The organism is Microbulbifer donghaiensis (assembly GCF_900129095.1).
Classification (GTDB): domain Bacteria; phylum Pseudomonadota; class Gammaproteobacteria; order Pseudomonadales; family Cellvibrionaceae; genus Microbulbifer; species Microbulbifer donghaiensis.
Genome location: NZ_FQVA01000008.1, coordinates 55,337 through 80,151, shown reverse-complemented (window position 1 = coordinate 80,151; position 24,815 = coordinate 55,337). Strand labels below are relative to the sequence as shown.

The following is a 24,815-nucleotide window of genomic DNA, read 5'->3' as shown; positions in this document are numbered from 1 at the left end:
TTACGCGGCCATCGACCTTGTACTTTATCTAGCGGGGAGAAAACTCTTCCCAGGACAGGCGCCCCTCGCGCTCTTCGTCGCCCACATCGATATCATCGCAGATAACATCACCGCTACTACCCGGTGTACAGCGCACGTCGCCGATAAAGCCCGACTGTCCCGGCATACCCGGGTCGCCACCGGAACCGCCGCCCTCATCGCAGTTATCACCGGTGCACTGCTCGAACTTTATGCCCACATACCCCTCATCCTGGGCATCGATCTCGCCGTCTTTGTTAAAGTCCGCCACCGCATCGTCGCCGGCGAGGCCAGTGCGGAAGTCGAGGCTCATCAGATAACCCGAGCCGCTTGAGGCGCAGGGCTGCGGGTTGGGGCTGACCGTGCTGAAGAACAGCGTATTGCGGCGCAGCGTGGGCGATGAGATCACGCGTTCACCAGCATAGCCGGTTGCGTCTACGCTGCCGGTATCGAGTACCATTTTCCAGCCGTGGTGCGTCGTCCAATCAAGGGTATCGGTATTGTCGGTATCAATCACGCGCCCGTAAGTACCGGAATCCAGCTGCCGCTCGGCCAGATCGGTGTCCGTAATCGAGGCATTACTGACAGTATGGTCGTTGTCCCAGACCGCATAGAAAGCTCCCGCCGCATTGTCGGTGAGATCGCTGCCATTCAGGTACTGGCCAGTACCAAACATCACCAGCACGTTGGCGCCGCTGCCACTCACTGCAATATTACGCGCCACCAGTGGTGCAGCCATTATCGCCCGATGAGGCTTTCCGACGTCAGCGGTCGGGGCAGCGAACAGTGGCTTGCCGCCGTAGATACCCCAGCTGCTATCCGAATTCGCCGAGAGATCGAAGGACCACATGTTACCCATCATGTCGCCGGCATAGACACGGTCGACGACACGGTCGCCATTCAGATCGATCAGACGCGGTGACGACAGACCATTCTTGCGACCGGTGCCATCCGCACCTACGCCGGTGGAGATGAATTTCCAGTCGCCCGTACTCCAGCCGTTGAGCCCTTCCTCGATATAGACGACGAAAAGCCCGGCCACGCCATTGTCACTGTTGTAGCCGTTACCGAAAATCACCGCCCATTTATCATTATTCAGCTTGGCGATCTGCGCCTCGGAATAGGAGTACCCCAGGTTCGCCGCATCCGTCGCGCCATCAAACTCCCACATGGCGATTTCGTCGGCGTTGGTCTCGCTCAGGCGAGTGGGGTCGCTCACATTCAGGGCAAAGTATCCCTTGCCGCCGCCGCGCAGGCCGCCGACCAGTACCGAAACCCACTCATCCTGGTTGTTACCCACCGCGTTGATATAAATATCGGAAACTGTCGGGGTCAGATCCACATAGTAGTTGTGTGGATAGTTACTATCGGTAAAAGAGTGCAAGCCCTTATAGCGGGTCGTATCCAGGACCAGTTCGGGCACATAGGCGAACACCTCCTCACCGGTGTTCGCGTTGAAGCCGTGCAGCATACCGTCGTTGGCGCCCACGTAGACCATCGGCGTACGACTGGCATTGTCGATCACAAACTGGTCGTAGGAGTCGGCAGCATTATTGCCACCAAAAGACGACGGCCAGTTCAGCTCCGGCTTGCCCACGTAGATGGGTGTGGAGTGCACGATATCACCGAGCAGTTTGGGCCCGGTCAGCTTGTCGACCAGGGCGGAGAAGGCACCGCGCTGCCGATAGTTGCCGCTACCATCATTGGTGGTATTACCGCGCAGGTAGTCCAGGCGACTAGCCCAGGCACCATCCGCGGCGCCAGTGGAATCGTTAAAGTTGAGATCGTCTTCATGGGCCGAATCAGTCGGGTTATCGTCGACGCCGGAGTTGGTGGCAGTGAAGGGTACCCCGGTACCGTCCATCGACGTGATAATCGCACGGCTCGCGGAAGATTCGTCGGCGAGTTTTTCCGAAGCCTCCCACAGGGTCGTGGCGATACGCCCGGTATCCGGGTTCAGTGATCGGGCATATAAGCGCCCGCTGAAATCCGAGGTATCGAATTTAGCGGAGTAGATGACCGAGCCGATATCCAGCGACGTGGAGTTAAAGGCTACCGATGCCTGGGTACCCACCGAATTGGAAATGGAATTGACCGCATCGTTGAGAGAAGTTAACAGACTTGCTGCACTGTCGGCATAGCTATAGCTGCCACCACCATTGGCGCCCGCATCGGTCAATAACTGGTTGTTGGCGAGTGCAGGATCGGCGAAGCCGATATAGTGACTGACAATATTGTTCTTGTGGCTGGCATCATTCGGATTGGTAAGATCGGGGCGCCAGTCAATGTCGTACAGAGCCTTGGCGACATCGTCGAGTACGTCATTGTTATCCGTATTGGCATCACCGTCGTAGTTGCTGATATAGGTGCTGCTCGGATCGTCGTGGGTTGGAATACCGTCTGTCAGGGCGAGAATGAAGTTCTTTTGGCAGTACTGCTGAATTGCCGGACTCGCTGACGTCGGCTTGGATACAGAGCCGTAGTTTGGCTCGAGCGCCAGGATATCGCTGGCCTTGATCGTGTCCTCACCGGTCACTCCGGGATGTATGGTCACATCATTGCCGTGATAGCCCTCGACAAAGTAGCGCCCGAGTTCCGCCATGGCTTCACCCAGGGGTGTATAGCCGTCGGCTTCAATGGCTTCGATCTTTGTTAAGAGATCGTCCCTGGCGCCAGTGTCTGAAATACTGGTCAGTCCTTTAAGCAGTGTCGCACCGTGACTGCCGTTAAACTGGGCCAGGCCCACACGCAGGTCTCCCAGGCCGCGCACCACGGTCTTGGCCGCGTCCTTGGCGATCCCAAGCCGACTTTCCGCGTCTGTGGCCGCATCGTTTTCCGAGTCCACTTCGCGCTTCATCGAGCCCGAGGAGTCAATCAGAATCATCAGGTTCGGTTCTACCTTGCCCGTTGCCTGCAACGGCACACTGGACAGCGTCAGCGGGTCGGCACTGACACAGGTAGAAAGACTGAACGAAAAGCCGAACAGGCCAAACAGCAGTGGCTTCACGGTAAATTTATTCAAGTTCTTTTTGTGCATGAATCTATCCTAGAAACGCTTGCCGTAATGGCTGACGATGGTGCGGGTGGTGCTGCCGGTGATGCCCTGCCCCTGCGCCACGATACGGAACACCTTGATTTCACCACCACCGGTGCTCTGCCCGTAACCACCTACGGTGATGCTGTCTGCCGGGTCTTCCTTTTCGGCATTGCCGGCAATTTCGATAAACATGCGTCCGCTCATCGGCGTCGAGCCGTCGGGGCCTTTCATGGTGACGGTAAACACCCTGGAGCTGCTGCCTGCCCAGGTTGAGGTGCTGTACAGGCTGTCGGGACCGTCCCCTTCTGAATACAGCCAGCTGGAGTTATCAAACTGGCCGGTGGTAGACAGGCTATCGATAAATGCCTCGCCCTGGCGCACCAGCGCCTCGGCCACTTCCAGCGCGACCTTGGCATCCCGCGAGGCGAAGGTCATCTTTTCTTCCAGCAGTACCGTGCGCGCTGCGGAGACCCCGATAAGGGTCAATACCAACAGGATGATCAAGCTGATCGCCAGTACCGCACCTTTTTGACGAGAAAGACCTTTCATCACAACCTCCCCCGATTGCGTACCTTGGCCGTACTCAGGTAAACCTTGCGCAGCTTGCCATCGGCATAAGTGGTGTCGACTCCGTCGAGATCCGTCACGGTGAGGTCTTGCGCACTTACGCCGCTGTCACTGGCCACCACCAGCTGTATCTTGATTGCGATGGCCTCTTCCATATCCGCAGCGTTGGCACTGGCCTGGGTCCAGCCATCCACGACATCATCGCCGTCGGTATCGCGGCCGTAGAGGATCTGCATATCTTCGACGCCCGGGACCAGTTCCACCGCATCGCCTCCCGTATCGGCAACGTAGAGGGCGGGCCCAGCCGGGCCATCGGCAATAAAGTAAGTGCGGTCGTAGGGTTTGAGGATCCGCGCATCCGCACCATACTGGCGCTGCAGGTCCTTGGTCTTGTTGTCGACCCAGCCGGGAGTGCTGTTATTACCGGTGTTGTGTACCACGGTTCTTTTGTCGGAGTCGCCGCCATTGCCCTGCTGCAGGTTGGTCACCGTCATCAACTCGCCGCTTTGGCAGTTGGTCAGCAGGATGATTTCCCCTTCTTCAACCTGGCAGTTCTGGCTCACGTGCAATGCGGCTGCGGTCAGCGACGGCACCATGCGCCCGGTACCGGCACAGGCATCATCGGCACCGCGCAGCGTCAGCGTATCGGTGCCGTCCAACACAGCCATAGTGCCCACGGTGAGACTGGAAGAATTGTCAGTGCCGAGGACCCCGTCGCTGCCAATATCGTCATACAGGTCTTGTGCCTTGTTGTAGTCGGTGTCGGCGGGATCCAGGTGGTTCTTGATGGCGCTTTCCTCGGGCACACAGCCCCAGTAATCCGCCATGCGAATCTCTTTGGTCAGCAGGTCCATGGCGAAACGCCCGCTCTCCTGAGTCCGTGCGAAGGCGGTTTGCATCTGCATGGTGTTGCGGTTGCTGTCAAAAATCTGCAGCACACCCCACAGCAGCATGGCGCTGAGCAGCAGCGCGATCATCAGCTCAATCAGAGACAGGCCGCGCTGCCTGGCGAGAGAAGTCATATTCATAGTTCCACTACCATCTCAAAGGTGGAATTTTCGAGGCCGCCCGCTGCCGTGCCCCGGTTTTCGCCGGTGTGCTGCTCGTTCCAGCTCACGGTCAGGGTCACGGTTCTGACGGCGCGGGTAATCTGCCCGGTGCCCGATGGCAGGTTATCGGAGATAACCTGGCCCCAGTCATACAGATCCAGGTCGGCGAGATCACCGGCGCTGCAACTCAAAGTTGCGCTGCAGTTGGGTGTCGTCTCGCTGCCATCCACGGTTTCGCCGTCGTAACTCCCCAGCTCGAGACCGTCCGGGTTCGCACGCATCCGTTCCGCCATTTCATGTGCCGCCAGGGCGGCCATGTAGCGGTGGTGCGCGTTGTTGCCGTTCTTGAGGCTCATCACCTGGGTGGCGGACAGGCCCAACAGCCCAACTGCCAACACCAGAATGGTGACGAGGATTTCGATCATCGTTGCGCCGGTTTGCTGTTTCATACCTCCCCCTTAATTGCAGGCAACGCCGGGCGTCAGCCGCAGCAGGCCGGAAGCCAGCAATGTCAGCTGTTTGCCGTGATTGCCGCTGCGGTCATCGCAGACGGTGAATGTCATCCAATCGCCACTACTGACTACCCCGCGCGGGCTGTAGCTCATATCCAAATCCGTGGCAGCGGTGCCGTTCACCGCACCACTCACCGCCACGCCGGCGGAAGCGGGGAGGCGCACAACGCGCAGCTCTTCACCATTGTCAAACCCGCCATCGCCGTCTGCGTCGAACCAGATTCGCAGGCCGTTGGTAACGTTGTTATCAAGGGCCTCTACCTGTACGGAGCGGCCGCGACGTACGGCTTCCGCGCGCGCAAAATGCAGCGCGCCGGCCACATCATTGGAGGCCGCCGCCAATCGGTTGTTCATGATCATGGTGTTGAACGAAGGGATACCGATAGCCATGACGATGCCGAGAACGGTGACCACGATCATCAGCTCAATCAAGGTAAAGCCCTGCGTGCGCGTACAGCTGTACATTTTTTATTCCTTTTTGACAGGAGTGCTCTGTCGCTATTTTTGCGAGGGCTACTTATATCGAAGGGAATTAGCAAAAAAAAGGAATCCGTTACCACGAAACTCCGGTGGCTGACCAGCGTAATGAATTAACCGACAAGCGGTATCAGGGAACGGAGCTGGTGAAAAAACATACGGACAAAGGTGTCGAATTTTTATCCAGATTCGAAACTGCGGCGAAATCGACTTGCGTAAGACTGCAACCGGCCAGATACCCGCTGGCTGCGGCAATTGGTGGGCCTGCGAGCGAGATCGTCAGCGGCGCTATTAAATTTTCCGGTGGCGCACTACGGAGGGGAAAAGGATCAATGGAGGACAGAACCAAATTCGGGATCGATCGAGGTGAAAAATGGGCACGGCGCGGATCGGCTCTCAGCCATTAACGTCATCCGCGCCGCGGCCATTGCCGGGGACATGAAACTCAATCGGCTACCAACTCCTGCCAGGTCAGCCGCCCCTCACGCTGGATTTTGCCCACATTGATATCGTCGCAGACGACACCGCCGCCGCTGCCCGGGGTGCAGCGCACATCGCCGATAAAGCCCGACTGGCCGGGCATGCCGGGAGGGACATCGTCATCGCAACTGTCACCCAAACAGGGCGGGGGCTGGTATTCCTTGCCCACATAGCCGGCATCCGCCACGCTGATCTGACCGTCGTTATTGAAGTCGGTCACTGGATAAACTGAGTCCGCTTCCGGCATACCGGTGCGGAAATCCAGGCTCATCAGCCAGCCGGAGCCGCTGGAGGCACAGGGGGCTGCATTGGGGATGATGGTATTGAAGAACAGCGTATTGTTTCTCAGTGCCGGTGATGTGACCACACGCTCGCCGGCGCCACTGACAGCGCCATCGTCGAGGGGCATATACCAGCCGTACTTTGTGCTCCAATCGATCTGCCCACTGGTGCTCTCGGAAATACGACGCGTGCCGTCTGCCGTGTCCAGAGCGCGCTCGACCAGATCATCGGTGTCGAGTGCGGAGTTTCCCTTGTCCCAGACTACATAGAATGCGCCACCGGCGGCATCCCATAGGTCACCTTGGTTCAGGTATTGGCCGGTGCCGAACATCACCAGCACATTCGGTAGTACCCCTCCCTGCACTGACGTATTTCGCGCTACGAGCGGCGCTGCAGTGATGGCATTGTTCGCTTCGCCATTGCCCACACTGAATAGCGGATTTCCGGAATAGTCCACCGACCAGTCAGTATCAAAACTGCTGCAGCTACCGTCATTCTGTGCATCACAAAGATCGAACGCCCACATATTGCCATGCAAATCTCCGGCATAGGCGCGGTCGACTTTGCCGTCGCCATTCAGGTCGACCAGCCGCGGCGTGGAGAGTCCGTTGGGCGTATCGCTCGAGCCGCTATTCGTACTGATAAATTTCCAGTCGCCGGGGTCCCAGCTGCCATCGACGCCATCTTCGATGTATATGATAAATAGCCCGGCCATGCCGTTACCGCTGTTGTAGCCATTACCGAAAATAGCCGCCCACTTGCCGTTGTTCAGCTGCGCGATCTTCGCTTCGGAGAAACCGAGGCCGAGGTCAGTGGCGTTAGTGGCCCCGTCAAACTCCCACAGCACTATATCGTCAGCATTATTCTCAGCGTTGGTGAACTCGGACGGATCAGTGACGTTTAAAGCAAAATACCCCTTGCCGCCGCCGCGCAGGCCACCGATAAGTACCGTGTTCCACTGTGACCCGGTGCCATCGAGATCGGCAAATACATCGGAGACTGTTGGCGTCAGATCTACATAGTACTTGTGCGAGTAGGCGGACGAAGTGAGCGCGTGTAGTCCCTTATACCTCTCGCCATTCAAGAGCAGTGCCGGGACATAGGCAAACTCTTCTTCACCACTCGATGCATTGAAGGCGTGCAGCATGCCGTCGTTGGCACCCACATAGACCATGGGCGTTCGGTCTTTCTTGCCATTGAGGAAGTTCTGGTAATTATTGACGGTCAGGCCCAGCTGGGGTTCGCCGACATAGATGGGGGCGGAGTGCACTATATCTCCCAACAGGTTTGTACTTCCGCCGGCAATAGTACCCCTGCGGCGAAAATCGTCTGCACCCTCATTGGTTGTATCGCCACGGATATAGTTCAGACGGCTCCTCCACTGATCGTCACGGCTGTCAGCAACCGCATTTTTTTCCAGGTCTAATCGGTGGCGCGTGTAAGTGGCGGTAACACTCTCGCTGACACTGTTCAAACTGTAGGAAGCGCCATTCGCAGTCAGAATTACGTCGGTCAGTGTTTTTTCAACACCGCCGATGCTGGCGGAAGTGATCTGCACCTGGGTACTGACTGAGCAGTTGTCACAAACGACGGTGATATCACCATCAATATCGTTGGTAATGGCGCTCAGCGTATTTCCGGTACTCGTGCTCGCAATTGGGCTACCGGAAATCATAAGGCTTACCGTCGCCTCGTTAATATCCAGGCGATTCAGGTTAACGCTAATACCGTAACTTTGCTCTGACCCGTATAGAGAGCTGAAGTCAAAAGGCACACCTGTACCGCCGCGCAGGGTAATTATCTGGCGACCACTGGAACCCTCACCAGCAAGCATTTGCGACGCCTCCCAAAGTGGCGTGTTAACCATGCGACCGGTCTGTGGATCCAGACTGTGGGCGAACAGGCGGCCACTGAAATCGGCGGTATCGTAGCGGGCTGAATAGATGACCGAGCCCGCTTCCAGGGATGTAGAATTGAAAGCTACCGAGGACTGGGAGCCGGCAACGCTGGAAATTGTGTCTGCGATTTCACTCATTGCGTTAGCCAATGAAGCAGCGCCGGAAATCTGCCAGTAACCTTTTTCACCAGTGCCACCGGTACCGTTTCTGCCGGCATCCGCGAGCAATTGATAGCCTTCCTCACCTTCATCTGCGAAACCGACGAAATAACTGATGACATTATTCTTATGCGAAGCGTCGTCGGGATTCACCAGGCCCGGGCGTAGATTGATATCGTTGAGGGCCAATGCCACATCATCGAGGTAGTCGGAGCGATTGTCGTCGTAGGGCACTCCTCCTTTCATATCGAAAACACATGCGGGGTCACTACCTTCACAATCGCGGTCGTAGTCTCTAATGTACTCGTTGCCTGCAATATCGATATCCTCGCTGGGCAGGCCCGCGGTCAGAGTCACTATAAAATTTTTCTGACAGTACTGCTCAATAGCGGGCGCCTCACTGTTCGGCTCACTCACTCCAGAGCCATACGCAGGTCCTGTCCCCAACACTTCTGAAGCAATGGCAGTTTGCGCGCTTCCATCGGGATGCAGCGTCAGAAATGCACTGTCATAACCCTCGACAAAATAACGGCCAATGGACAGCAGCGCCTCGGCCAGTGGCGCTGCGCCGCCGGCACCCTGGTCACGTACGTCCCCGATTTTGGTAATCGCCTCCTGGCGAGTACCTTCGGCGTTGACGCTGGTGAGCCCCCTTAGAATATGGGCACCGGTATCATCGACGTCGCCAATCTGCGCCACACCGACACGCATATTTTGCACCCGACTGACGACATCCGTCGCGGCCTGCGCGGCCTCAGACAGACGTATGTCCCCCATGTTCGCCGACGAATCCAGCAGTATCATCAGGTTGGGCTGCGTCTTGCCGACAGAAGTGAGCGGCACATCGGAAATATCGACTTCTGCCGCGCTCACACAGGTGGAGAGAGTCGCCGAAAACCCCAGCGCTGCGAAAAGTATCGCGTTCATGTTGCTATTTGGTTGCTTGGTTTTCTTCATAAGGCAATCCTCAAAACCGCCGGCCATATTGAACGACGATGGTGCGTTTCGTGTGTGGCGAGAGTCCTTCGCCTTGGGCTACGATACGGAATACGTTTATCACGCCTGCGCCAGTGCTGTTACCGTACCCCTCGACCGTAATGCTTTCCGACGCATCCATATTGTCGGCAACGCCGGCCATTTCGATAAAGTAGCGCCCCTTCAGTGCCTGGCCGTTTACTGTCTCGTTAATATCTATCGATTGGCCAGCCCACTCGCTGGAATCGAATAAATCGACCGGACCTTCGCCTTCCAGATGCAGCCAGTCATTCCCCTCTGTTCCGAAATCACCGGTGGTATTTATGTCATTCTCCAGATAGTCCTCTGCAACTCGCAGAATGGCCTCGGCCGCCTCCAGTGCAGTTTTTGCGTCGCGAGAGGCAAAGGTCATTTTCTCTTCCAGCAGGATGGTTCTGGCCGCGGAGACACTGATCAGCGACAGCACCAACAGGATGATCATGCTGACGATTAACACTGCTCCTTTTTGTCGAGCTATGGAAACCATCACATTGCCCCCCGGTTGCGCACCTTGGCTGAGCTCAGATAAATTTTCCTGAGCTTACCGTCGGTGTATTCCCATTTAGTGTCATCCAGATCAAAGAACTCCAAATCATCCGCCTGCACCGGATTTCCGCTGGCGACCATCAGCTGCACCCGGATATTGAGGACCTGTTTCATGTCCACCACATCATCGGCCGAGCCCCAAAAATCCACGGCGTCATCCCCATCGGTATCTGCACCGTAAAGGATCTGCATATTTTCGATGCGCGGTACAAGTTCCTGTGTTCCAACGCCGCTTTCGCTAACGTACAGTGATGTGCCAAATTCATTCTCGCCGACAAAAAATGTGCGCAGATACGGAGTCAGAATACGGGCATCGGCGCCGTACTGGGTTTGCAGCGGCAAGTTCAGATTATTGATGGCCCCGGGCTTATTGCAGTTGCCGGAGTTGTGGGTGATCGTCAGCTTTTCCGGTTCGTTGTTACCACCACCGCCGCCACCGCCAGTACAGCCGCCCTTGCCCTGCACTGAGGTAATGGTCATCAGTTCTCCCAGCTCGCAGTTGCCAATCAGGACTATTTGCCCCGGCTCGACCGCGCAATTCGGCGATACATGCATTGCCTGCGCGTTTACCGATGGCACCATGTTCCCCCGGCCCCGGCAGGCATCTTCGGTACCGCCGAGAATCAGCATGTCAGTGCCGCTCTTAACGGTCAGGGTCCCAATAGTCTTTCCATTAGTAGCATTGTTTTCTCCACCTATACCGTTGGAACCGGTTAGTGCGCCGTAGACATCGTCAAAACCCGCGCCATAATCCGCGTCACCCGGATCCAGGTGGTTGCGGATTGATGACGAAGGTGGAAGACAGCCCCAGAAATCCGCCATGCGGATTTCCTGCAGCAACAAATCCATCGCAAAGCGCCCGCTTTCCTGTACCCGCGCAAATTCGTTCTGCATGCGCATGATGTTGCGGTTGCCGTCGAAGATCTGCAGTACTCCCATCAACAGCAGTGCACTCAGAAGAATGCCAATCATCAATTCGATCAGGGACAGCCCGCGCTGTCGGTTGAATAAATTCATATTCATAGCTCCACGACCAGCTGATAGGAAAATTCTTCCGGCACCGCGGCAGAAGTGCCGCGGTCTTTGCCGGTGTGCTGCTCTTTCCAGGTGACGGTTAGTGTCACCTGGTCTCCATTGACGTCGATCTCACCCTGGCCAGACGGCAGGTTTGCCTCGATCACCTGTTTCCACTCGTACTTATCTTGGGCAACACAGGTCGCGCCGCAACCCGGCTCTGTCTCACTTCCGTCCGAAGCTGTGTCGTAGTTGTTGTAGCTCGCCCGCGCCTTGGGATTGGCGCGTATTCGATCGGCCATCTCCTGAGCGGCGAGGCCGGCGAGGTAACGGTTGTGGGAGTTGTTGGCATTTTTAAGGCTCATTACCTGGGTGGCAGACAACCCAAGTAGACCGACAGCCAGGATGAGCACAGTGATGAGCACTTCCATCAGCGTCGCACCAGCTTGCTTATTCATCGTCAGCCTCCTCCGCAAGTCATGCCGGATTTGGTGCGCATGACACCTGTAGCCAGCAGGCTCACCTCTTTGCCGTAGTTACCCGAGCGGTCATCGCAAAGACTGACGGTCAAGGCTCCACTCGCCCTGCCCCGCGGACTGAACGTCAGGCTGACATTAGTGCCCGCATCGGCAGCGGCCGAGATGTCTGATGCATTCAGATGCACCACCCGCAACTTTTCGCCATCGTCATCGCCGCTATCCAAATTGCCGTCGCCGTCTTTGTCGAACCAGACCATGACGCCGTTGGCGATATTGTCGGAAACGGAACTGACCTGAATCCTGCTCCCGCGGCGCACGGCCTCTGCGCGCGCAAATTGCAGCGCACCCGCAAGGTCATTGGTCGCGGCCGCCAGGCGGTTGTTCTTGATTAATGTGGTAAAGGAGGGGACACCGATGGCGATCACGATAGCGAGTATCGCGATCACCATCATCAATTCCACCAGGGTGAATCCCGGGGATCTTTTCGGTATTAGCATTATTGTTTCCCTACACGAGACACGATCGCGGCTGTTCCCTCAGCCGCGCGACAAAGTCCTCTGTAACTTAGAAGAAAAGAAAAAAAACGACGTTAATTTGGCGGAAGCTTCATCTTTTCACGACAAACGGTACCGGCCTGACGACGAACGGCATCCCAACAAGTCTGTGATACACATATCAAATCGCGCATAGACTGCGATACCTGCCAATTGCGAACAGGGACACGCCAGAGCTCTGTAACAGCCTGGCAGCGAGCATTTTGCCAGATAGCACAGTGGCCACGGCAATATATGGAAGGGGATTTTTACTAGAGGGGATAGCGACGCTTCGCGTCGCTATTTCATCGCAGTTCTTTGGGCAGTGAGAAGCGGATATTTTCCTCGCGCCCGGACATCTCCTGCGGCAGTTCGGCACCGAGCTCCTGCAAACGCTGGATCACTCCCTGCACCAGTACTTCCGGCGCAGAGGCACCGGCGGTGATACCTATGGCCTGTTTGCCTTGCATCCAGCTGGGGTCGATATCGGCAGCACCATCGATCAGTTTGGCGGTAGCGCCACAGCGCTCGGCGAGCTCGCGCAGGCGATTGGAATTGGAGCTGTTGGGGCTGCCCACTACCAGTACCAGGTCGCTCTCCAATGCCAGCTGCTTGACCGCATCCTGGCGGTTCTGGGTGGCATAGCAGATGTCGTCTTTGCGCGGGCCGCGGATTTTGGGGAAGCGCGCGCGCAACGCGTCGATCACCCGCGCGGTGTCATCCATGGACAGGGTGGTCTGGGTCACATAAGTGAGGTTGTTTTCGTCTTTTACCTGGAGATTGGCGACGTCTTCCTCGTCTTCCACCAGGTAGATAGCACCGCCGGCACTGGTATCGTACTGCCCCATGGTCCCCTCTACTTCGGGGTGTCCCTCGTGGCCGATCAGGATGCACTCTGATCCATCGGTACTGAATTTGCTCACTTCCATATGCACTTTCGTGACCAGTGGGCAGGTGGCATCGAACACTCTCAGGCCGCGGTCGTCGGCCTCCTGCTGTACCGCCTTGGACACACCGTGCGCACTGAAAATCACGATCACATCGTCCGGCACTTCCGAAAGCTCGTCCACGAACACGGCGCCTCGCTCGCGCAGGCTGTCCACCACGAACTTGTTGTGCACCACTTCGTGACGCACATAGATGGGCGCACCGAACACGTCCAGGGCGCGATTGACGATATCGATAGCGCGGTCGACACCGGCACAGAAGCCGCGGGGATTTGCCAGTCGGATTTGCATAGTCAGCTCAAAACTCTCAATGCGGGAATCGCCGATACTAGTCGGGCCTGCGGCCCTACTGGATCGAATCCACCGCGATAATCTTCACGTGAAAATTCAGTGTTTGCCCCGCCAGCGGATGGTTGAAGTCGACGGTGACCTCGTCCTCGCCGATCTCACGGATCACGCCGGGCAGCTCACCACTGCCGTTATCAAAGGAAACCACCAGCCCCTCTTCCAGCTCGATATCCGGAGAGAAGCTATCGCGACGCACCTTCTGCATATTGGCAGGATTGCGCTGGCCGAAGCCCAGTTCCGGCGGTATCTCTATTTCCGCCTCATCACCGGCCTTCAGGCCAAACAGGGCTTTTTCAAAGCCCGGCAGCAGACTGCCATCGCCGACACTGAACGTGGCAGGATCGCCCTCGAAAGTGGAATCCACCTCGGTGCCGTCATCCAGTTTCAGGCTGAAATGCAGTGTCACCCGGCTATGTTCGCCGATTTCGGTATTACTCATAAATATCTAAACTTCTGCGCTCTTCTTTTCATCGCCACTGTCTTTTTCGGCAAAAAACAGCAGTTCGATCACCAGCATGACGGCGCCGATACTGATCGCCATATCCGCCACGTTGAACACCGGGAAGTGCCAGCTGCCGTAGTAAACGGAAATAAAGTCCCGCACGTAACCCAGCAGCATTCGATCCCACAGATTACCCAGCGCTCCACCGAGTATCAGCGCCAGGGCGAAAGGCTCCCAGCGCTTCCTGGCGGGCAGGCGCCACAGCCAAACAGTGACCATGGCACTGAAGCCCAGCGCGATGGCACCAAACAGCCAACGCTGCCAACCGCCGGCGTCGGCGAGAAAACTGAAGGCGGCGCCATAGTTTTCGGCGTAGGTGAACTTCAGTAGCCCGGGAATGATCTGCAACGAGGGACCGTGCATAAACTCATCGACCGCCCAGACCTTGGTGGCGATATCCAGTCCAATCACCAGCAGCGCCAGCCAGTACCAGCGCCAAGGGTGACCGAACAGGCTCACACCTTTATGCCCGTTAGGCATAGTGACGCTCCTCACCTTTGCCCGCAACATTGTCTATGCAGCGGGAACAGATTTCCGGATGCTGCGGATCGGCGCCGACATCCGCGCGATAGTGCCAGCAGCGCGCGCACTTGGGATGATCCACTTTGCGCACATTGACCTTGAGTCCGGCCAGTTCTGTCGCCTCGGCGCCGGCGGCGTCGCTGAGCGGCTGTACCGAGGTGGAGGAGCAGATCAGCACGAAACGCAGCTCGTCCTGCAGTTCGATCAGTTTTTCGCGCAGGTCGTCATCGGCAAACAGCGTGACTGCAGCCTGCAGGGAACCGCCGATATTGCCGGCAGCGCGCTGCTCCTCGAGCACCTTGTTGACCGCGGTTTTCACCTGCGCGATTGCCGCCCAGTAATCCGCGCCCTTGCCCGCATCCGCCGGCAGTTTCGGCAGAGAGTACCACTCCTCGATAAACACGCTATCGCCCCGCTCACCCGGGATAAACTGCCACAGTTCCTCGGCGGTAAAGCTCAGGATCGGCGCAACCCAGCGGGTAAACGCCTGCACTATGTGATACAGCGCAGTCTGTGCGGAGCGGCGCGCGACGCTGTCCTCCTGCGTGGTGTACTGGCGGTCCTTGATGATATCCAGGTAGAAACCACCCATTTCCACCACGCAGAAGTTGTGCAGCTTCTGGTAGATCTGATGGAACTGGTAGTTGTCGTAAGCCGCAATGATCTCATCCTGCAGGCGCGCAGCTTTATCCAGCGCCCAGCGATCCAGTGCCAGCAATTCATTTTCCGGCAACAGATCCACGGCCGGATCGAAACCGGCCAGGTTCGACAGGAAGAAGCGCGCGGTGTTGCGCAGGCGCCGATAGGAATCCGCGGTGCGTTTCAGGATCTCGTCGGATACCGCCATCTCGCCGCTGAAATCCGTGGCCGCCACCCACAGGCGCAGCACATCGGCGCCCAATTTGTTGATCACGTCCAGTGGCGCGACGGTATTACCGATGGACTTGGACATCTTGCGTCCCTCTGCATCCACGGTGAAACCGTGCGTCAGCACCTGCCTGTAGGGAGCGCAGTCGTTAATCGCGATAGATGTCTTCAATGAGGACTGGAACCAGCCGCGATGCTGATCGGAACCCTCCAGGTACAGGTCTGCCGGGAAGCGCAGGCCATTGCGGCGCTCCAGCACCGCGTAGTGGGTCACGCCGGAGTCGAACCAGACATCCAGAGTATCGGTCACCTTCTGGTACTGGTCGGCGTCGTCGCCCAGCAGCTCGCGCGGATCCAGGTCGAACCAGACATCCATGCCCTCGGCGTCGACTTTCTCGGCCACTTTGTCCATCAGCGCCGGGGTGTCCGGGTGGATCTCATGGGTCTCTTTGTGCACAAACAGCGCGATGGGCACACCCCAGGTGCGCTGACGCGAGATACACCAGTCCGGGCTGGCGTCCAGCATCGCATCGATGCGCGCCTTACCCCAGCCGGGAATCCACTGCACTGCGTCGGCGGCTTTCTGCGCGTGATCCAGCAGGTCGTTCTGCTGCATGCTGACAAACCACTGCGGCGTGGCGCGGTAGATCAGCGGCGTCTTGGTACGCCAGCAGTGCGGATAGCTGTGCACCATCTTGCCCTGGTGCAACAGTACGCCCTTCTCTTCCAGCAGTTCGACAATCTTGTCATCCACCTTGTAGACATGTTCGCCGGCGAAGACCGGCACGCTGTCGCGGTAGACGCCGTTGTCGTCGACGTAATTGAGTGTCTCGATACCGTAGCGCTTGCCCACCAGGAAGTCGTCCGGGCCGTGGTCCGGCGCCGTGTGCACACAGCCGGTACCGGCATCGGTGGTGACGTGGTCGCCGAGGATGATCGGCAGTTCCTTGTCGTAGAAGGGATGCTTGATCTTCAGGTGCTCGAGCGCGGCACCGCGAATACGGCCCACCACAGCACCATCCAGTTCCGCGCGTTCCAGCACCGCATCTTTCAGTTCTTCGGCCACCAGGATGCGGCGGTCACCGGCCTGTACGACGACATATTCGAGTTCCGCGTTGACGGAAACCGCCTGGGAGGACGGCAGCGTCCAGGGGGTGGTGGTCCAGATAACCACCGACAGCGGGCCATCGCCGGCGTGACCGCCGGCGGCATCGGCAATCGCCAGCGCGGTCTCTTCCGTGACCGGGTAGCAAACATCGATGGAATAGGAGGTTTTGTCCTGGTACTCAACTTCCGCCTCGGCCAGCGCCGAGCCGCCCACCACACTCCAGTACACCGGCTTGAAGCCGCGTGCCAGGTGGCCGTTCTTCACGATGCGGCCGAGGGCGCGAATGATGTCGCCCTCGAACTGGAAATCCATGGTGCGATAGGGGTTGTCCCACTCGCCGAACACGCCCAGGCGGATAAAGTCTTTCTTCTGCCCCTCAACCTGCTTGGCGGCGTACTCACGACACTTCTGGCGGAAGGTCTTTTGATCCACCTTGGTGCCGGCCTTGCCGATTTTCTTTTCCACGCGGTGCTCGATGGGCAGGCCGTGGCAGTCCCAGCCGGGCACATAGGGCGCATCGAAACCGCTCAGGGTCTTCGACTTGACGATGATGTCCTTGAGGATCTTGTTGACCGAGTGACCGATATGAATATCGCCGTTGGCGTAGGGCGGGCCGTCGTGCAGGATAAACTGTTCGCGCCCGGCACGCGCCGCACGGATCTGTTCGTATAGCTTGCTCTCCTGCCACTTTTGCAGAATGGCCGGCTCCCGCTGCGGCAGGTTGCCGCGCATCGGAAAATCGGTCTCAGGCAGATTCAGAGTCGCTTTGTAATCGGTCATTGAAATGAATTCAGCTCTGTACGATGGGCAAAGGAGCGCAGCGACGTGCCCATCTTCGGCGTTGTTGATGGGCACGCTGCGCTTTGCCCATCCTACGATGTTGTTTACAGGTAATGTTACGAATTCTGTGCGAACCAGGCTTTCGCGTTCTCGATATCCCGGGCTATCCACTCTTTCAAGATTTCCAGGGATGCGAACTTCTCTTCATCGCGCAGCTTGTGGCAGAACTCCACCGCCAGCTCGCGGCCGTAGAGATCACCGCTGAAATCGAACAAATTCACTTCCAGCAACGGCTGGGCGCCCTCGCCCTCCACTGTGGGGCGGAAGCCGACATTGGCCACCCCGTCTATTTCTGTGCGGCCACTGGCGAGTTCACTGCCATTGGTCGCGGTAGTGCGCACCGTATAGACGCCGACGAGGGGCGAACGGTAGCGGTGCAGGCGCACATTGGCCGTCGGCGCGCCCAGCTGGCGCCCCAGGGAGCGGCCAGGTGCGACGCGCCCGGTAATGCGGTAGGGCTTGCCCAGCAGCGCCTGTGCCAATTCGAAATCCCCGTCCTGCAGCGCCTCGCGTATTCGCGTGCTGCTGACCCGCGCACCGCGGATTTCCACCGTTGCAGTATCTTCGACGGAAAAGCCCGCTTCCGCACCGACTTTTTGCAGCAGGCGGTAATCGCCGCTGCGATCACAGCCGAAGCGGAAATCGTCACCGACGACCAGGTGTCGGATACCGAGGCCACCCACCAGGATCCGCCGGATAAACGCCTCGGCACTGAGATTGCGCAGCGTTTCATTGAACTGCAGGCACAGCACCCGGTCCACGCCGGCCTCGAACAGGGCCAACACCTTTTCCTTAAAGCGCATCAACCGCGCCGGTGCCTTTTCGCCGGAGAAGAACTCGTGGGGCTGCGGCTCAAAGATGATTGCCACCGAGGGCAGGCCGTGTTCGCGGGCGCGCTGGTTTAGCTGCGCAATAATCGCCTGGTGACCGCGGTGTACGCCGTCGAACGAACCTATCGTGGCCACGCAGCCGCGGTGGCGGGGGCGCAGGTTATGAAACCCGCGAATCAGCTCGCGCTCCTCTTCCCGTTCTTGGGCCAATGCGGTCTTCCCATCCTGACAAAATCGAGCCGCGCAGTATAACGGATTCGCGGTTGTGGGTCAGTGGGGCTAGTCGGCCCGCGGGCGCCGTTTACCGGTGTCTCCCCGGTCAGCTGGTGGCGCGGAAATGGCGCGGACGCAACCCGGTAGCCAGCAACACCAGCACGAATATACCGCCGCCGCCGGCAACCATCACCCCCATGCGCCAGGCTCGATCCAGCCATGACCAGTCACTCCAATGCGGCCAGTAATGCAGCGCCACCAGCAACACACTCACCATGGCCAGGTTGGCCGCCAACAGTCGCAATAGATATGCCCCCCAACCCGCTTCCGGACGGTAGACATCGTCGCGGCGCAGCCCCTTGTACAACAGCCAGGCGTTGATCGCTGCCTGGCAGGCCGTGGCCAGTGCCAGCCCCATGTGGCCGAGCTTGAAGTAGTGATTGAGCGGGATAACGAAGGCCAGGCTCAGAAGCATCTTTGCGGCGATCGCAATCAGTCCGAAACGCACCGGGGTGTAGGTGTCCTGGCGGGCAAAGTAACCGGGCGCCAGCACCTTGATCAGCATGAACGACAGCAGACCAAGGGAATAGGCACGCAGCGACCAGGCGGCCATCTGCATATCGCGCGGCTCCATTTGCCCGTACAGGAACAAAGTCGTCAGCAGCGGCTCCGCCAACACGATCAGTGCCACTGCCGCCGGCAGTGAGATCAGCGTGACGCTGCGCAGCGCCCAGTCCAGGGTGTGGCGGAAGCGCCGCGGATCGCCGCCGGCGTGCTGGCGCGACAGATTCGGCAAAATCACCGTGGCCACGGCAACCCCGAAAACCCCGAGCGGCAGCTCTGTGAGCCGATCGGAAAAATACAGCCAGGACACGCTGCCGGTGGGCAGGAAGGACGCCAACACCGTATCCAGCACCAGGCTGATTTGCGTGACCGACACGCCAAAAATCGCCGGTGCCATCAACCGCAGGATCTTGCGCACCCCCGGGTAATGCCAGTCCCAGCGCGGCCGCGGCAGCAAACCCTGGCGCATCAGAAACGGCACCTGGAACAGTAGCTGCACAACACCCGCAGCAAACACCCCCCAGGCCAGTGCCATGATCTGCGGCTCGAACCAGTCTGTCGCCAGCGTGGCGGCGGCAATCAGCATCAGGTTCAGCAACACTGGGGTCAATGCCGGCACGGCAAAGCGGTCGAAGCTGTTCAGGACCGCCCCGGCAAATCCGGTCAGGGAAATCAGCATCAAATAGGGAAAGGTGATGCGCAGCATGTCGGTGGCGAGGTCAAACTTCTCCCGCTCGCTGCCATCCCACCACCAGCCGAACGCGAATATTCCCGCCACCAGAGGCGCGAACAACACCCCGAACAGGGTCACCAGCAGCAGGGTCCCGCCCAGCGCACCGGCGACCCGATCGTTCAATTCCCGCGCTGCCGCCAATCCGCCCTTCTGCCGGTACTCGGCCAGTACCGGCACAAAAGCCTGGGAAAAAGCGCCCTCGGCAAACAGGCGGCGAAAGAAGTTGGGAATCTTGAAAGCAACAAAAAAGGCGTCTGCTGCATCGCCGGCACCGGCAAAACGGGCTAAAACCATGTCACGGGCCAACCCCATGACTCGCGACAACATGGTCGCACCGCCGACGATCGAGCTGCCACGCAGCAGTCCGGCGTTGCCGGATTTCTCGCCTGACGGGGTCGGTTTGGCGGGCGGTTGCGACAAAGCTGCGGCTCCTGATAGTTGGTGCGGGCGTAGTGGCCGGCAAGTCTACATCAATTCAGCCGATCACACGGGAATGCAGGAATGCCAAATAGGTCCTACGACCGCTGGCGCGCCAGCCTATACTCAAGGTGAGCTAGACGCGCGCCCCGAGGGAGAGTGGTGGCGTAAGGAGATGACGGATGACCATCAACGCATTGATTATTGCTCTGGCGCTGGCAATTGTGCTGTATGTCGCTGTAGTGCTTGGGCCCCGTCCCCAGCGTGTGCGTGTGCGTATCGACGCACCCCGCGACCGGCGCTATCGCCGCCAACACCGCTAGCTCGGCGGTAGTTGCGGCGAAGCTGCCACATTTCGCCACAATTGCGCTCGACTTTGCCATTCGGGCGCCATGCCAGCGCCTCCTTGCGGTTTTTAAATAAGTCTCGACCGGGCAGGAAACCCAGACAGGTCAGAAAGGCCGGAACTGAGTTGCCCCAATCGAGAGACTGATTAAAACCGCAAGGAGAAGGAACAATGAAAAAAGTATTGATGGCTGTAACTCTGGGCTCCCTCATCGCTACCAGCGCGCAGGCGACAGAACAATCACAAGAGTTGAAGGGATCTAAACTCACTCCGGCCAAGCAGGCCACCGTATTTACCGGCGCCGCCGTCGCGGGCGCTGCCGTGGGCGGCCCGGTTGGATTTATCGCCGGTGCCCTCGGCGGAGCCTGGCTGGGCGAGCAGATCAAACAAGCAGAAGAGGCAGACATGCTGGCGACACAACTGACAGAAAGCCGCGCAGAACTCAGCAACCTGGCACAACAACTGGACGCGGCCCGCCTGTCGGCCAACGATGCCAATGAGCTGGCTCTCGACTCGCTGCACTTTCAAATGCTGTTTACCACCGGTAACGACCAGTTGCAGGACGGCCAGATGCGCCAGCTGAGTGCGGTGGCAGACTTCCTCAAGCGCCACGCCCACCTGCAGGTACACTTGGAGGGCCGTGCCGATCCCCGCGGCAGTGATGGTTACAACAATGTACTGTCCGACCAGCGCGCACTGAGCGTCCAGCGCGCCCTGGAAGCCTACGGTATCGAGGCATCGCGCATCAGTCGTCGCGCCCTTGGCGCCACCTACTCCAAGGCCCCCCGCGGCGATGCGGACGCCTACGCGATGGAGCGCCGGGTGGATATCCAATTCAACCTGCCCGAGTCCATGGCCGGCCACTTCTGAAGTCCAACAGCTCCGCGCGGATCACAAATCCGCTGCGGAGCCGTCTGTAGGCTCCTCCCCTCCCTGTCAGTAACCCCTGCTGTACTTGCGGGCGCCGTGCGCCCGCTTTTTTCCATTAGCCGGCGATTTCAGGCATGATTCCCCGCCAGTATAAAAATCAACCGGACGCAGCCATGAGTGCCACCATCGCCATTGTCGAAGACGAGCGCGCTATCGCCGAAAACTACCGCGACGCCCTACGCCGCAGTGGTTACCGGGTCGATCTGTACAGCGCCCGGCCGGAAGCGCTGGAGGCTTTCCGCCAGCGCCTGCCGGACCTGGCGGTGATCGATGTGGGCCTCGGTGCGGAAGTCGAGGGCGGCTTCGAGCTGTGCCGGGAGCTGCGCGCCATGGCGCCGACGCTGCCGATTCTGTTCCTGACCGCCCGCGATTCGGAACTGGACATCATCTCCGGGCTGCGCCTCGGTGCCGACGACTACCTGACCAAGGACATCTCCCTGCCCCACATGCAGGCGCGTATCAACGCACTGCTGCGCCGGGTCAGCGTGCTGCGCGATCAGAGCGATGAAGCCGAAACCCTGACCCAGGGCAAGCTGGAGCTGGATATCTCACGCCTGCACTGCCACTGGGCCGGCGAACCGGTGGACCTGACCGTGACCGAGTTCTGGATAGTGCATGCCCTGGCGAAGCGACCGGGTCATGTTAAATCCCGCGGCCAGCTGATGGAGGCGGCGCGCGTGGTCCTCGACGACAACACCATCACCTCCCACGTCAAACGCATCCGCCGAAAATTCCAGGTGCTGGACCAAAACTTCAACGCCATCACCACCGCTTACGGCATGGGCTACAGATGGCAGGCGTAATTGATCGTCCTGCAAGAGCCTGCCTTCCAGGCGATCCTCGACGACCCTATATCGCCAGCAGGGCTGGCTCCCACAGGTCCGGGGCTATTTTTGGCCATTTGTGGGAGCCTGCCCTGCAGGCGATTCTCCGCGGCCCTGCATCGCCAGCAGTCCCGGCTCCAACAGGCGCGGGCCTATCACTGTGAAACTGCGCCGCCAACTCCTGCTCGTCAGCCTGGTCGCCCTGGCCCTGCCATGGGCCGGCTGCCAATACCTGCGCCAAGTGGACCAGGCACTCGCCGAGGGACAGCTGCAGGCGCTCGACGCGACGGCCAGCGCCGTGGCGGCGCGGCTAGCCAGTGCGCCGCAACTGATCGCGCCGGATCCGGAGCGCCACGGGCGCCCGCCGGGCGCCCAGCTGTATCTCAATCCGCTGCCGCAGGCGCCGCTGTTGGACGGCTACGGGGACGACTGGCGCCCCCTGGAACTGCCCGCACGGGAGCTGCTCGACCAGCGCGGCGAGGCGCTGGCGCAAGTCACCCTCGGCCAGGTTGCCGGTCGTGTCTACCTGCTGCTCACCGTCGCCGACAGCACCCCGGCCTACCAGGACCCGCGCACCGGCCTGCTGGCCGGCGGCGACGCCATCGAGCTGCATACCGCCGACCGCCACTACACACTGCCGGTGGCCAGCCAGGGCGCCGCCCAGGCGCACTGGTACAACCTGCACCGCGGCACCCACGAGCGCGAATTGCGGCTGCGCGGTCGCTGGACCTCGTCCGCCCGCGGCTACCAGCTGGAACTGTCCCTACCCTATCCGCTGACCGGCGGCTCACTGGCTGTCACTGTCGCCGATCGGGCCAGTAGTGACGGAGCCAAGCCACTGCGCAGCGCCAGCACCCTGCCCGCCGACGGACTGCCCGGCAAACTGGTACAGCCACTGCCGCAGTTGCAGGCGGAGCTGGATCATTTCGCCCGACCACAGCTGCGCCTGGCGGTCGTCGACAGTGAGGGCTTTGTACTCGCCAGCAGCGGGCAAGTGGAGCGGGCGGAGGAGGACCTGCAGCGGCCGTCCTGGCTGCGCAACTGGATCTACCGGCGTCTGCTGGCACGTGAATCCCTGCCGGAAATGCCCGCGGCACAACTACCGGCGACGCTGACGCAAAATCGCACCAGTGCGGAGCAGTGGTTTCGCGGCCCGCTGGAAGGCCGCATTGGTGCCGTCAGCGTGCCGGTAATCACCCGCGCCGACGATATTATCGAGCGCCCCCTGCTGGGGCGCGTGGTGGCCCTGCAGTCCGCTGAAGCGCTGCAGTCGCTGACCGAGTCCGCAGCGCACCAACTGTGGCTGATCAGCTGTGCCGCCGCCGGCGCCGCTCTGTTGCTGTTGCTCGGCTACGCCAGCTGGCTGTCCTGGCGCATCCGCCGCCTGCACCGGGCCGCCCGCAATGCGGTGGATGCCAGCGGCAAACTGCGCGGCAATTTCCCCCGCTCGCGCTTCGGCGACGAACTGGGAGCGCTGAACCGCGCCTTTGCCGGCTTGCTGGCCGAACTGGACCAGTACCACCACTACCTGCGCACCCTGGCGAGCAAACTGTCGCACGAGTTGCGTACGCCGCTGGCGGTGGTGCGCTCCTCCCTCGACAATTTGTCCGTGAGCGACCTCGATACGGACAGCCGCCGCTACGCCGAGCGCGCACTGGACGGCAGCGCACGCCTGTCCGGCATCCTCAACAGCCTGTCTGCCGCCAGCAACCTGGAGGCGAGCATCCAGCAGGCCGAAACCGAGATGTTCGACCTGGCCGACTTGCTGGACGTGCTGGTGCAGAGCTACGGCGACGCCCAGCGCGGGCACCGCTTTGCCCTGGACAAGCCCGCGGGCGAACTGCCCTGCCGCGGTGCGCCGGAACTGCTCGCTCAGCTGCTCGACAAGCTGGTCGACAACGCCTGCAGCTTCGCGCCGCAGGATAGCGAGATAAAGCTGTCAGTGGCCCGAGAGAAGGACGCCTACCGAATCGAGGTCGAGAACGACGGCCCGCTGCTGCCGGAAGGCTACAGCCACAAGCTGTTCGACTCGCTGGTCTCTGTGCGCGACGACGGCGGCCGGGCCGGTCATCTGGGGCTCGGGCTGCATATCGCACGCCTGATTGCCGACTTCCACCGCGGCCATTTGACCGCGGCAAACCGGCAGGATGGCGCCGGCGTGATATTCACCCTGCAGCTGCCGTATAGGGCCGCCGTAGGGCCCCTGTAGACAGGCCCGTGGCGGCCCTGCTGCCGGGGGCCGTCCGCTCAACAGCCTCATCGGCAAATGTTTTACGAACGGCCCCCGGCAGCAGGGCCTTGTCATCCGGCTCAGGCTTGCGATCCCAAGCCCTCATCATGGTTGACAAACAACCAACTGTGGGGATAATGTCGCGTCCCAATCGGGCCCCGGCCCGTTAGTTACAGATTTATTGAGATTCCAGACAGGAGCAACCGGTGGCCAACTCACCTCAAGCGAAGAAGCGCGCGCGCCAGAACGACAAGCGCCGCAACCACAACGCCAGCCTGCGCTCCATGGTGCGCACCTACATCAAGAAGGTAGTTGCGGCCATTGATGCAGGTGATGCGGAAAAAGCCAAGGCAGCCTACACAGCAGCCGTACCGGTCATCGACCGCATGGCGGACAAGGGCATTATTCACAAGAATAAAGCCGCTCGTCACAAGAGCCGCCTGAACGCACAGATCAAGGCACTGGCTGCCTGATCGACGCCTCGCGCGACGCAAAAAGCCCCGCATTAGCGGGGCTTTTTCGTTTTCGGG

General features: G+C 59.6%; 22 protein-coding genes. 6 read left to right on the top strand and 16 right to left on the bottom strand.

What is annotated here, in order from left to right:
• Positions 1-28 precede the first annotated feature (28 nt).
• The 5 genes from BUC36_RS17510 to BUC36_RS17490 are packed head-to-tail and all read right to left on the bottom strand — an operon-like array spanning position 29 to position 5,648.
• Positions 29-3,055 (bottom strand): PilC/PilY family type IV pilus protein, encoded by a 3,027-nt coding sequence (locus tag BUC36_RS17510; RefSeq protein ID WP_073277614.1) that lies wholly within the window; start codon positions 3,053-3,055, stop codon positions 29-31.
• 9 nt (positions 3,056-3,064) lie between these two features.
• Positions 3,065-3,604, bottom strand: coding sequence for a pilus assembly PilX family protein (locus tag BUC36_RS17505; RefSeq protein ID WP_073277612.1), 540 nt, complete (start codon positions 3,602-3,604; stop codon positions 3,065-3,067).
• On the bottom strand, positions 3,604-4,650 hold the full coding sequence (locus BUC36_RS17500) for a PilW family protein (RefSeq protein ID WP_073277610.1): 1,047 nt from the start codon (positions 4,648-4,650) through the stop codon (positions 3,604-3,606). The genes BUC36_RS17505 and BUC36_RS17500 overlap by 1 nt, the downstream gene beginning before the upstream one ends.
• Complete coding sequence (gene pilV, locus BUC36_RS17495; RefSeq protein ID WP_073277608.1) at positions 4,647-5,120, bottom strand: type IV pilus modification protein PilV; 474 nt, start codon at positions 5,118-5,120, stop codon at positions 4,647-4,649. Before pilV (BUC36_RS17495) ends, BUC36_RS17500 begins: the two co-directional genes overlap by 4 nt.
• Before the next feature lie 9 nt (positions 5,121-5,129).
• Positions 5,130-5,648 carry a GspH/FimT family pseudopilin gene (locus BUC36_RS17490; RefSeq protein ID WP_073277606.1) on the bottom strand — a complete coding sequence of 173 codons (519 nt, stop codon included), beginning with the start codon at positions 5,646-5,648 and terminating at the stop codon, positions 5,130-5,132.
• Between the two features lie 104 nt (positions 5,649-5,752).
• On the opposite strand from BUC36_RS17490, the gene BUC36_RS18895 reads away from it, so the two are divergent.
• On the top strand, positions 5,753-6,067 hold the full coding sequence (locus BUC36_RS18895) for a hypothetical protein (protein WP_143187037.1): 315 nt from the start codon (positions 5,753-5,755) through the stop codon (positions 6,065-6,067).
• A gap of 38 nt (positions 6,068-6,105) precedes the next feature.
• On the opposite strand, the gene BUC36_RS17485 is transcribed toward BUC36_RS18895, so the two are convergent.
• From BUC36_RS17485 to murJ, 11 genes are all read right to left on the bottom strand, one after another.
• The gene (locus BUC36_RS17485) at positions 6,106-9,435 is read right to left on the bottom strand and encodes a PilC/PilY family type IV pilus protein (RefSeq protein ID WP_159436042.1); all 3,330 of its coding nucleotides are present in this window, start codon (positions 9,433-9,435) and stop codon (positions 6,106-6,108) included.
• 10 nt (positions 9,436-9,445) lie between these two features.
• Positions 9,446-9,979 carry a pilus assembly PilX family protein gene (locus BUC36_RS17480; RefSeq protein WP_084536240.1) on the bottom strand — a complete coding sequence of 178 codons (534 nt, stop codon included), beginning with the start codon at positions 9,977-9,979 and terminating at the stop codon, positions 9,446-9,448.
• The gene (locus BUC36_RS17475) at positions 9,979-11,055 is read right to left on the bottom strand and encodes a PilW family protein (protein ID WP_159436040.1); all 1,077 of its coding nucleotides are present in this window, start codon (positions 11,053-11,055) and stop codon (positions 9,979-9,981) included. The genes BUC36_RS17480 and BUC36_RS17475 overlap by 1 nt, the downstream gene beginning before the upstream one ends.
• Positions 11,056-11,057: 2 nt before the next feature.
• Positions 11,058-11,510 carry a type IV pilus modification protein PilV gene (gene pilV / locus BUC36_RS17470; protein WP_073277598.1) on the bottom strand — a complete coding sequence of 151 codons (453 nt, stop codon included), beginning with the start codon at positions 11,508-11,510 and terminating at the stop codon, positions 11,058-11,060.
• Positions 11,511-11,512: 2 nt separating this feature from the next.
• A complete protein-coding gene (locus BUC36_RS17465) occupies positions 11,513-12,028 on the bottom strand; it encodes a GspH/FimT family pseudopilin (protein ID WP_073277596.1) in 516 nt (171 codons plus the stop codon).
• A gap of 341 nt (positions 12,029-12,369) precedes the next feature.
• Positions 12,370-13,302 carry a 4-hydroxy-3-methylbut-2-enyl diphosphate reductase gene (gene ispH / locus BUC36_RS17460; RefSeq protein WP_073277594.1) on the bottom strand — a complete coding sequence of 311 codons (933 nt, stop codon included), beginning with the start codon at positions 13,300-13,302 and terminating at the stop codon, positions 12,370-12,372.
• A 55-nt stretch (positions 13,303-13,357) separates the two neighbouring features.
• On the bottom strand, positions 13,358-13,798 hold the full coding sequence (locus tag BUC36_RS17455; RefSeq protein WP_073277592.1) for an FKBP-type peptidyl-prolyl cis-trans isomerase: 441 nt from the start codon (positions 13,796-13,798) through the stop codon (positions 13,358-13,360).
• A gap of 6 nt (positions 13,799-13,804) precedes the next feature.
• Positions 13,805-14,341, bottom strand: coding sequence for a signal peptidase II (lspA, locus tag BUC36_RS17450; protein WP_073277590.1), 537 nt, complete (start codon positions 14,339-14,341; stop codon positions 13,805-13,807).
• A complete protein-coding gene (gene ileS, locus BUC36_RS17445) occupies positions 14,334-17,138 on the bottom strand; it encodes an isoleucine--tRNA ligase (protein WP_073277588.1) in 2,805 nt (934 codons plus the stop codon). The genes lspA and ileS overlap by 8 nt, the downstream gene beginning before the upstream one ends.
• A gap of 116 nt (positions 17,139-17,254) precedes the next feature.
• Positions 17,255-18,238: a bifunctional riboflavin kinase/FAD synthetase gene (ribF, locus tag BUC36_RS17440; protein WP_073277586.1), complete on the bottom strand. Its 984-nt coding sequence runs from the start codon at positions 18,236-18,238 to the stop codon at positions 17,255-17,257.
• Between the two features lie 109 nt (positions 18,239-18,347).
• Positions 18,348-19,958, bottom strand: coding sequence for a murein biosynthesis integral membrane protein MurJ (gene murJ / locus BUC36_RS17435; RefSeq protein WP_073277584.1), 1,611 nt, complete (start codon positions 19,956-19,958; stop codon positions 18,348-18,350).
• Positions 19,959-20,137: 179 nt separating this feature from the next.
• On the opposite strand from murJ, the gene BUC36_RS19005 reads away from it, so the two are divergent.
• The 5 genes from BUC36_RS19005 to rpsT all read left to right on the top strand — a co-directional run bounded on the left by BUC36_RS19005 (position 20,138) and on the right by rpsT (position 24,758).
• Positions 20,138-20,278: a hypothetical protein gene (locus BUC36_RS19005; RefSeq protein ID WP_159436039.1), complete on the top strand. Its 141-nt coding sequence runs from the start codon at positions 20,138-20,140 to the stop codon at positions 20,276-20,278.
• Positions 20,279-20,472: 194 nt separating this feature from the next.
• Entirely contained in the window at positions 20,473-21,171 is a 699-nt protein-coding gene (locus BUC36_RS17425) for an OmpA family protein (protein ID WP_073277582.1), read from the top strand.
• 173 nt (positions 21,172-21,344) lie between these two features.
• Positions 21,345-22,034: a proteobacterial dedicated sortase system response regulator gene (gene pdsR / locus BUC36_RS17420; protein WP_073277668.1), complete on the top strand. Its 690-nt coding sequence runs from the start codon at positions 21,345-21,347 to the stop codon at positions 22,032-22,034.
• A gap of 181 nt (positions 22,035-22,215) precedes the next feature.
• Positions 22,216-24,264 (top strand): ATP-binding protein, encoded by a 2,049-nt coding sequence (locus BUC36_RS17415; RefSeq protein WP_073277580.1) that lies wholly within the window; start codon positions 22,216-22,218, stop codon positions 24,262-24,264.
• 227 nt (positions 24,265-24,491) lie between these two features.
• The gene (gene rpsT, locus BUC36_RS17410; protein WP_073277578.1) at positions 24,492-24,758 is read left to right on the top strand and encodes a 30S ribosomal protein S20; all 267 of its coding nucleotides are present in this window, start codon (positions 24,492-24,494) and stop codon (positions 24,756-24,758) included.
• The last annotated feature ends 57 nt before the right edge of the window (positions 24,759-24,815 follow it).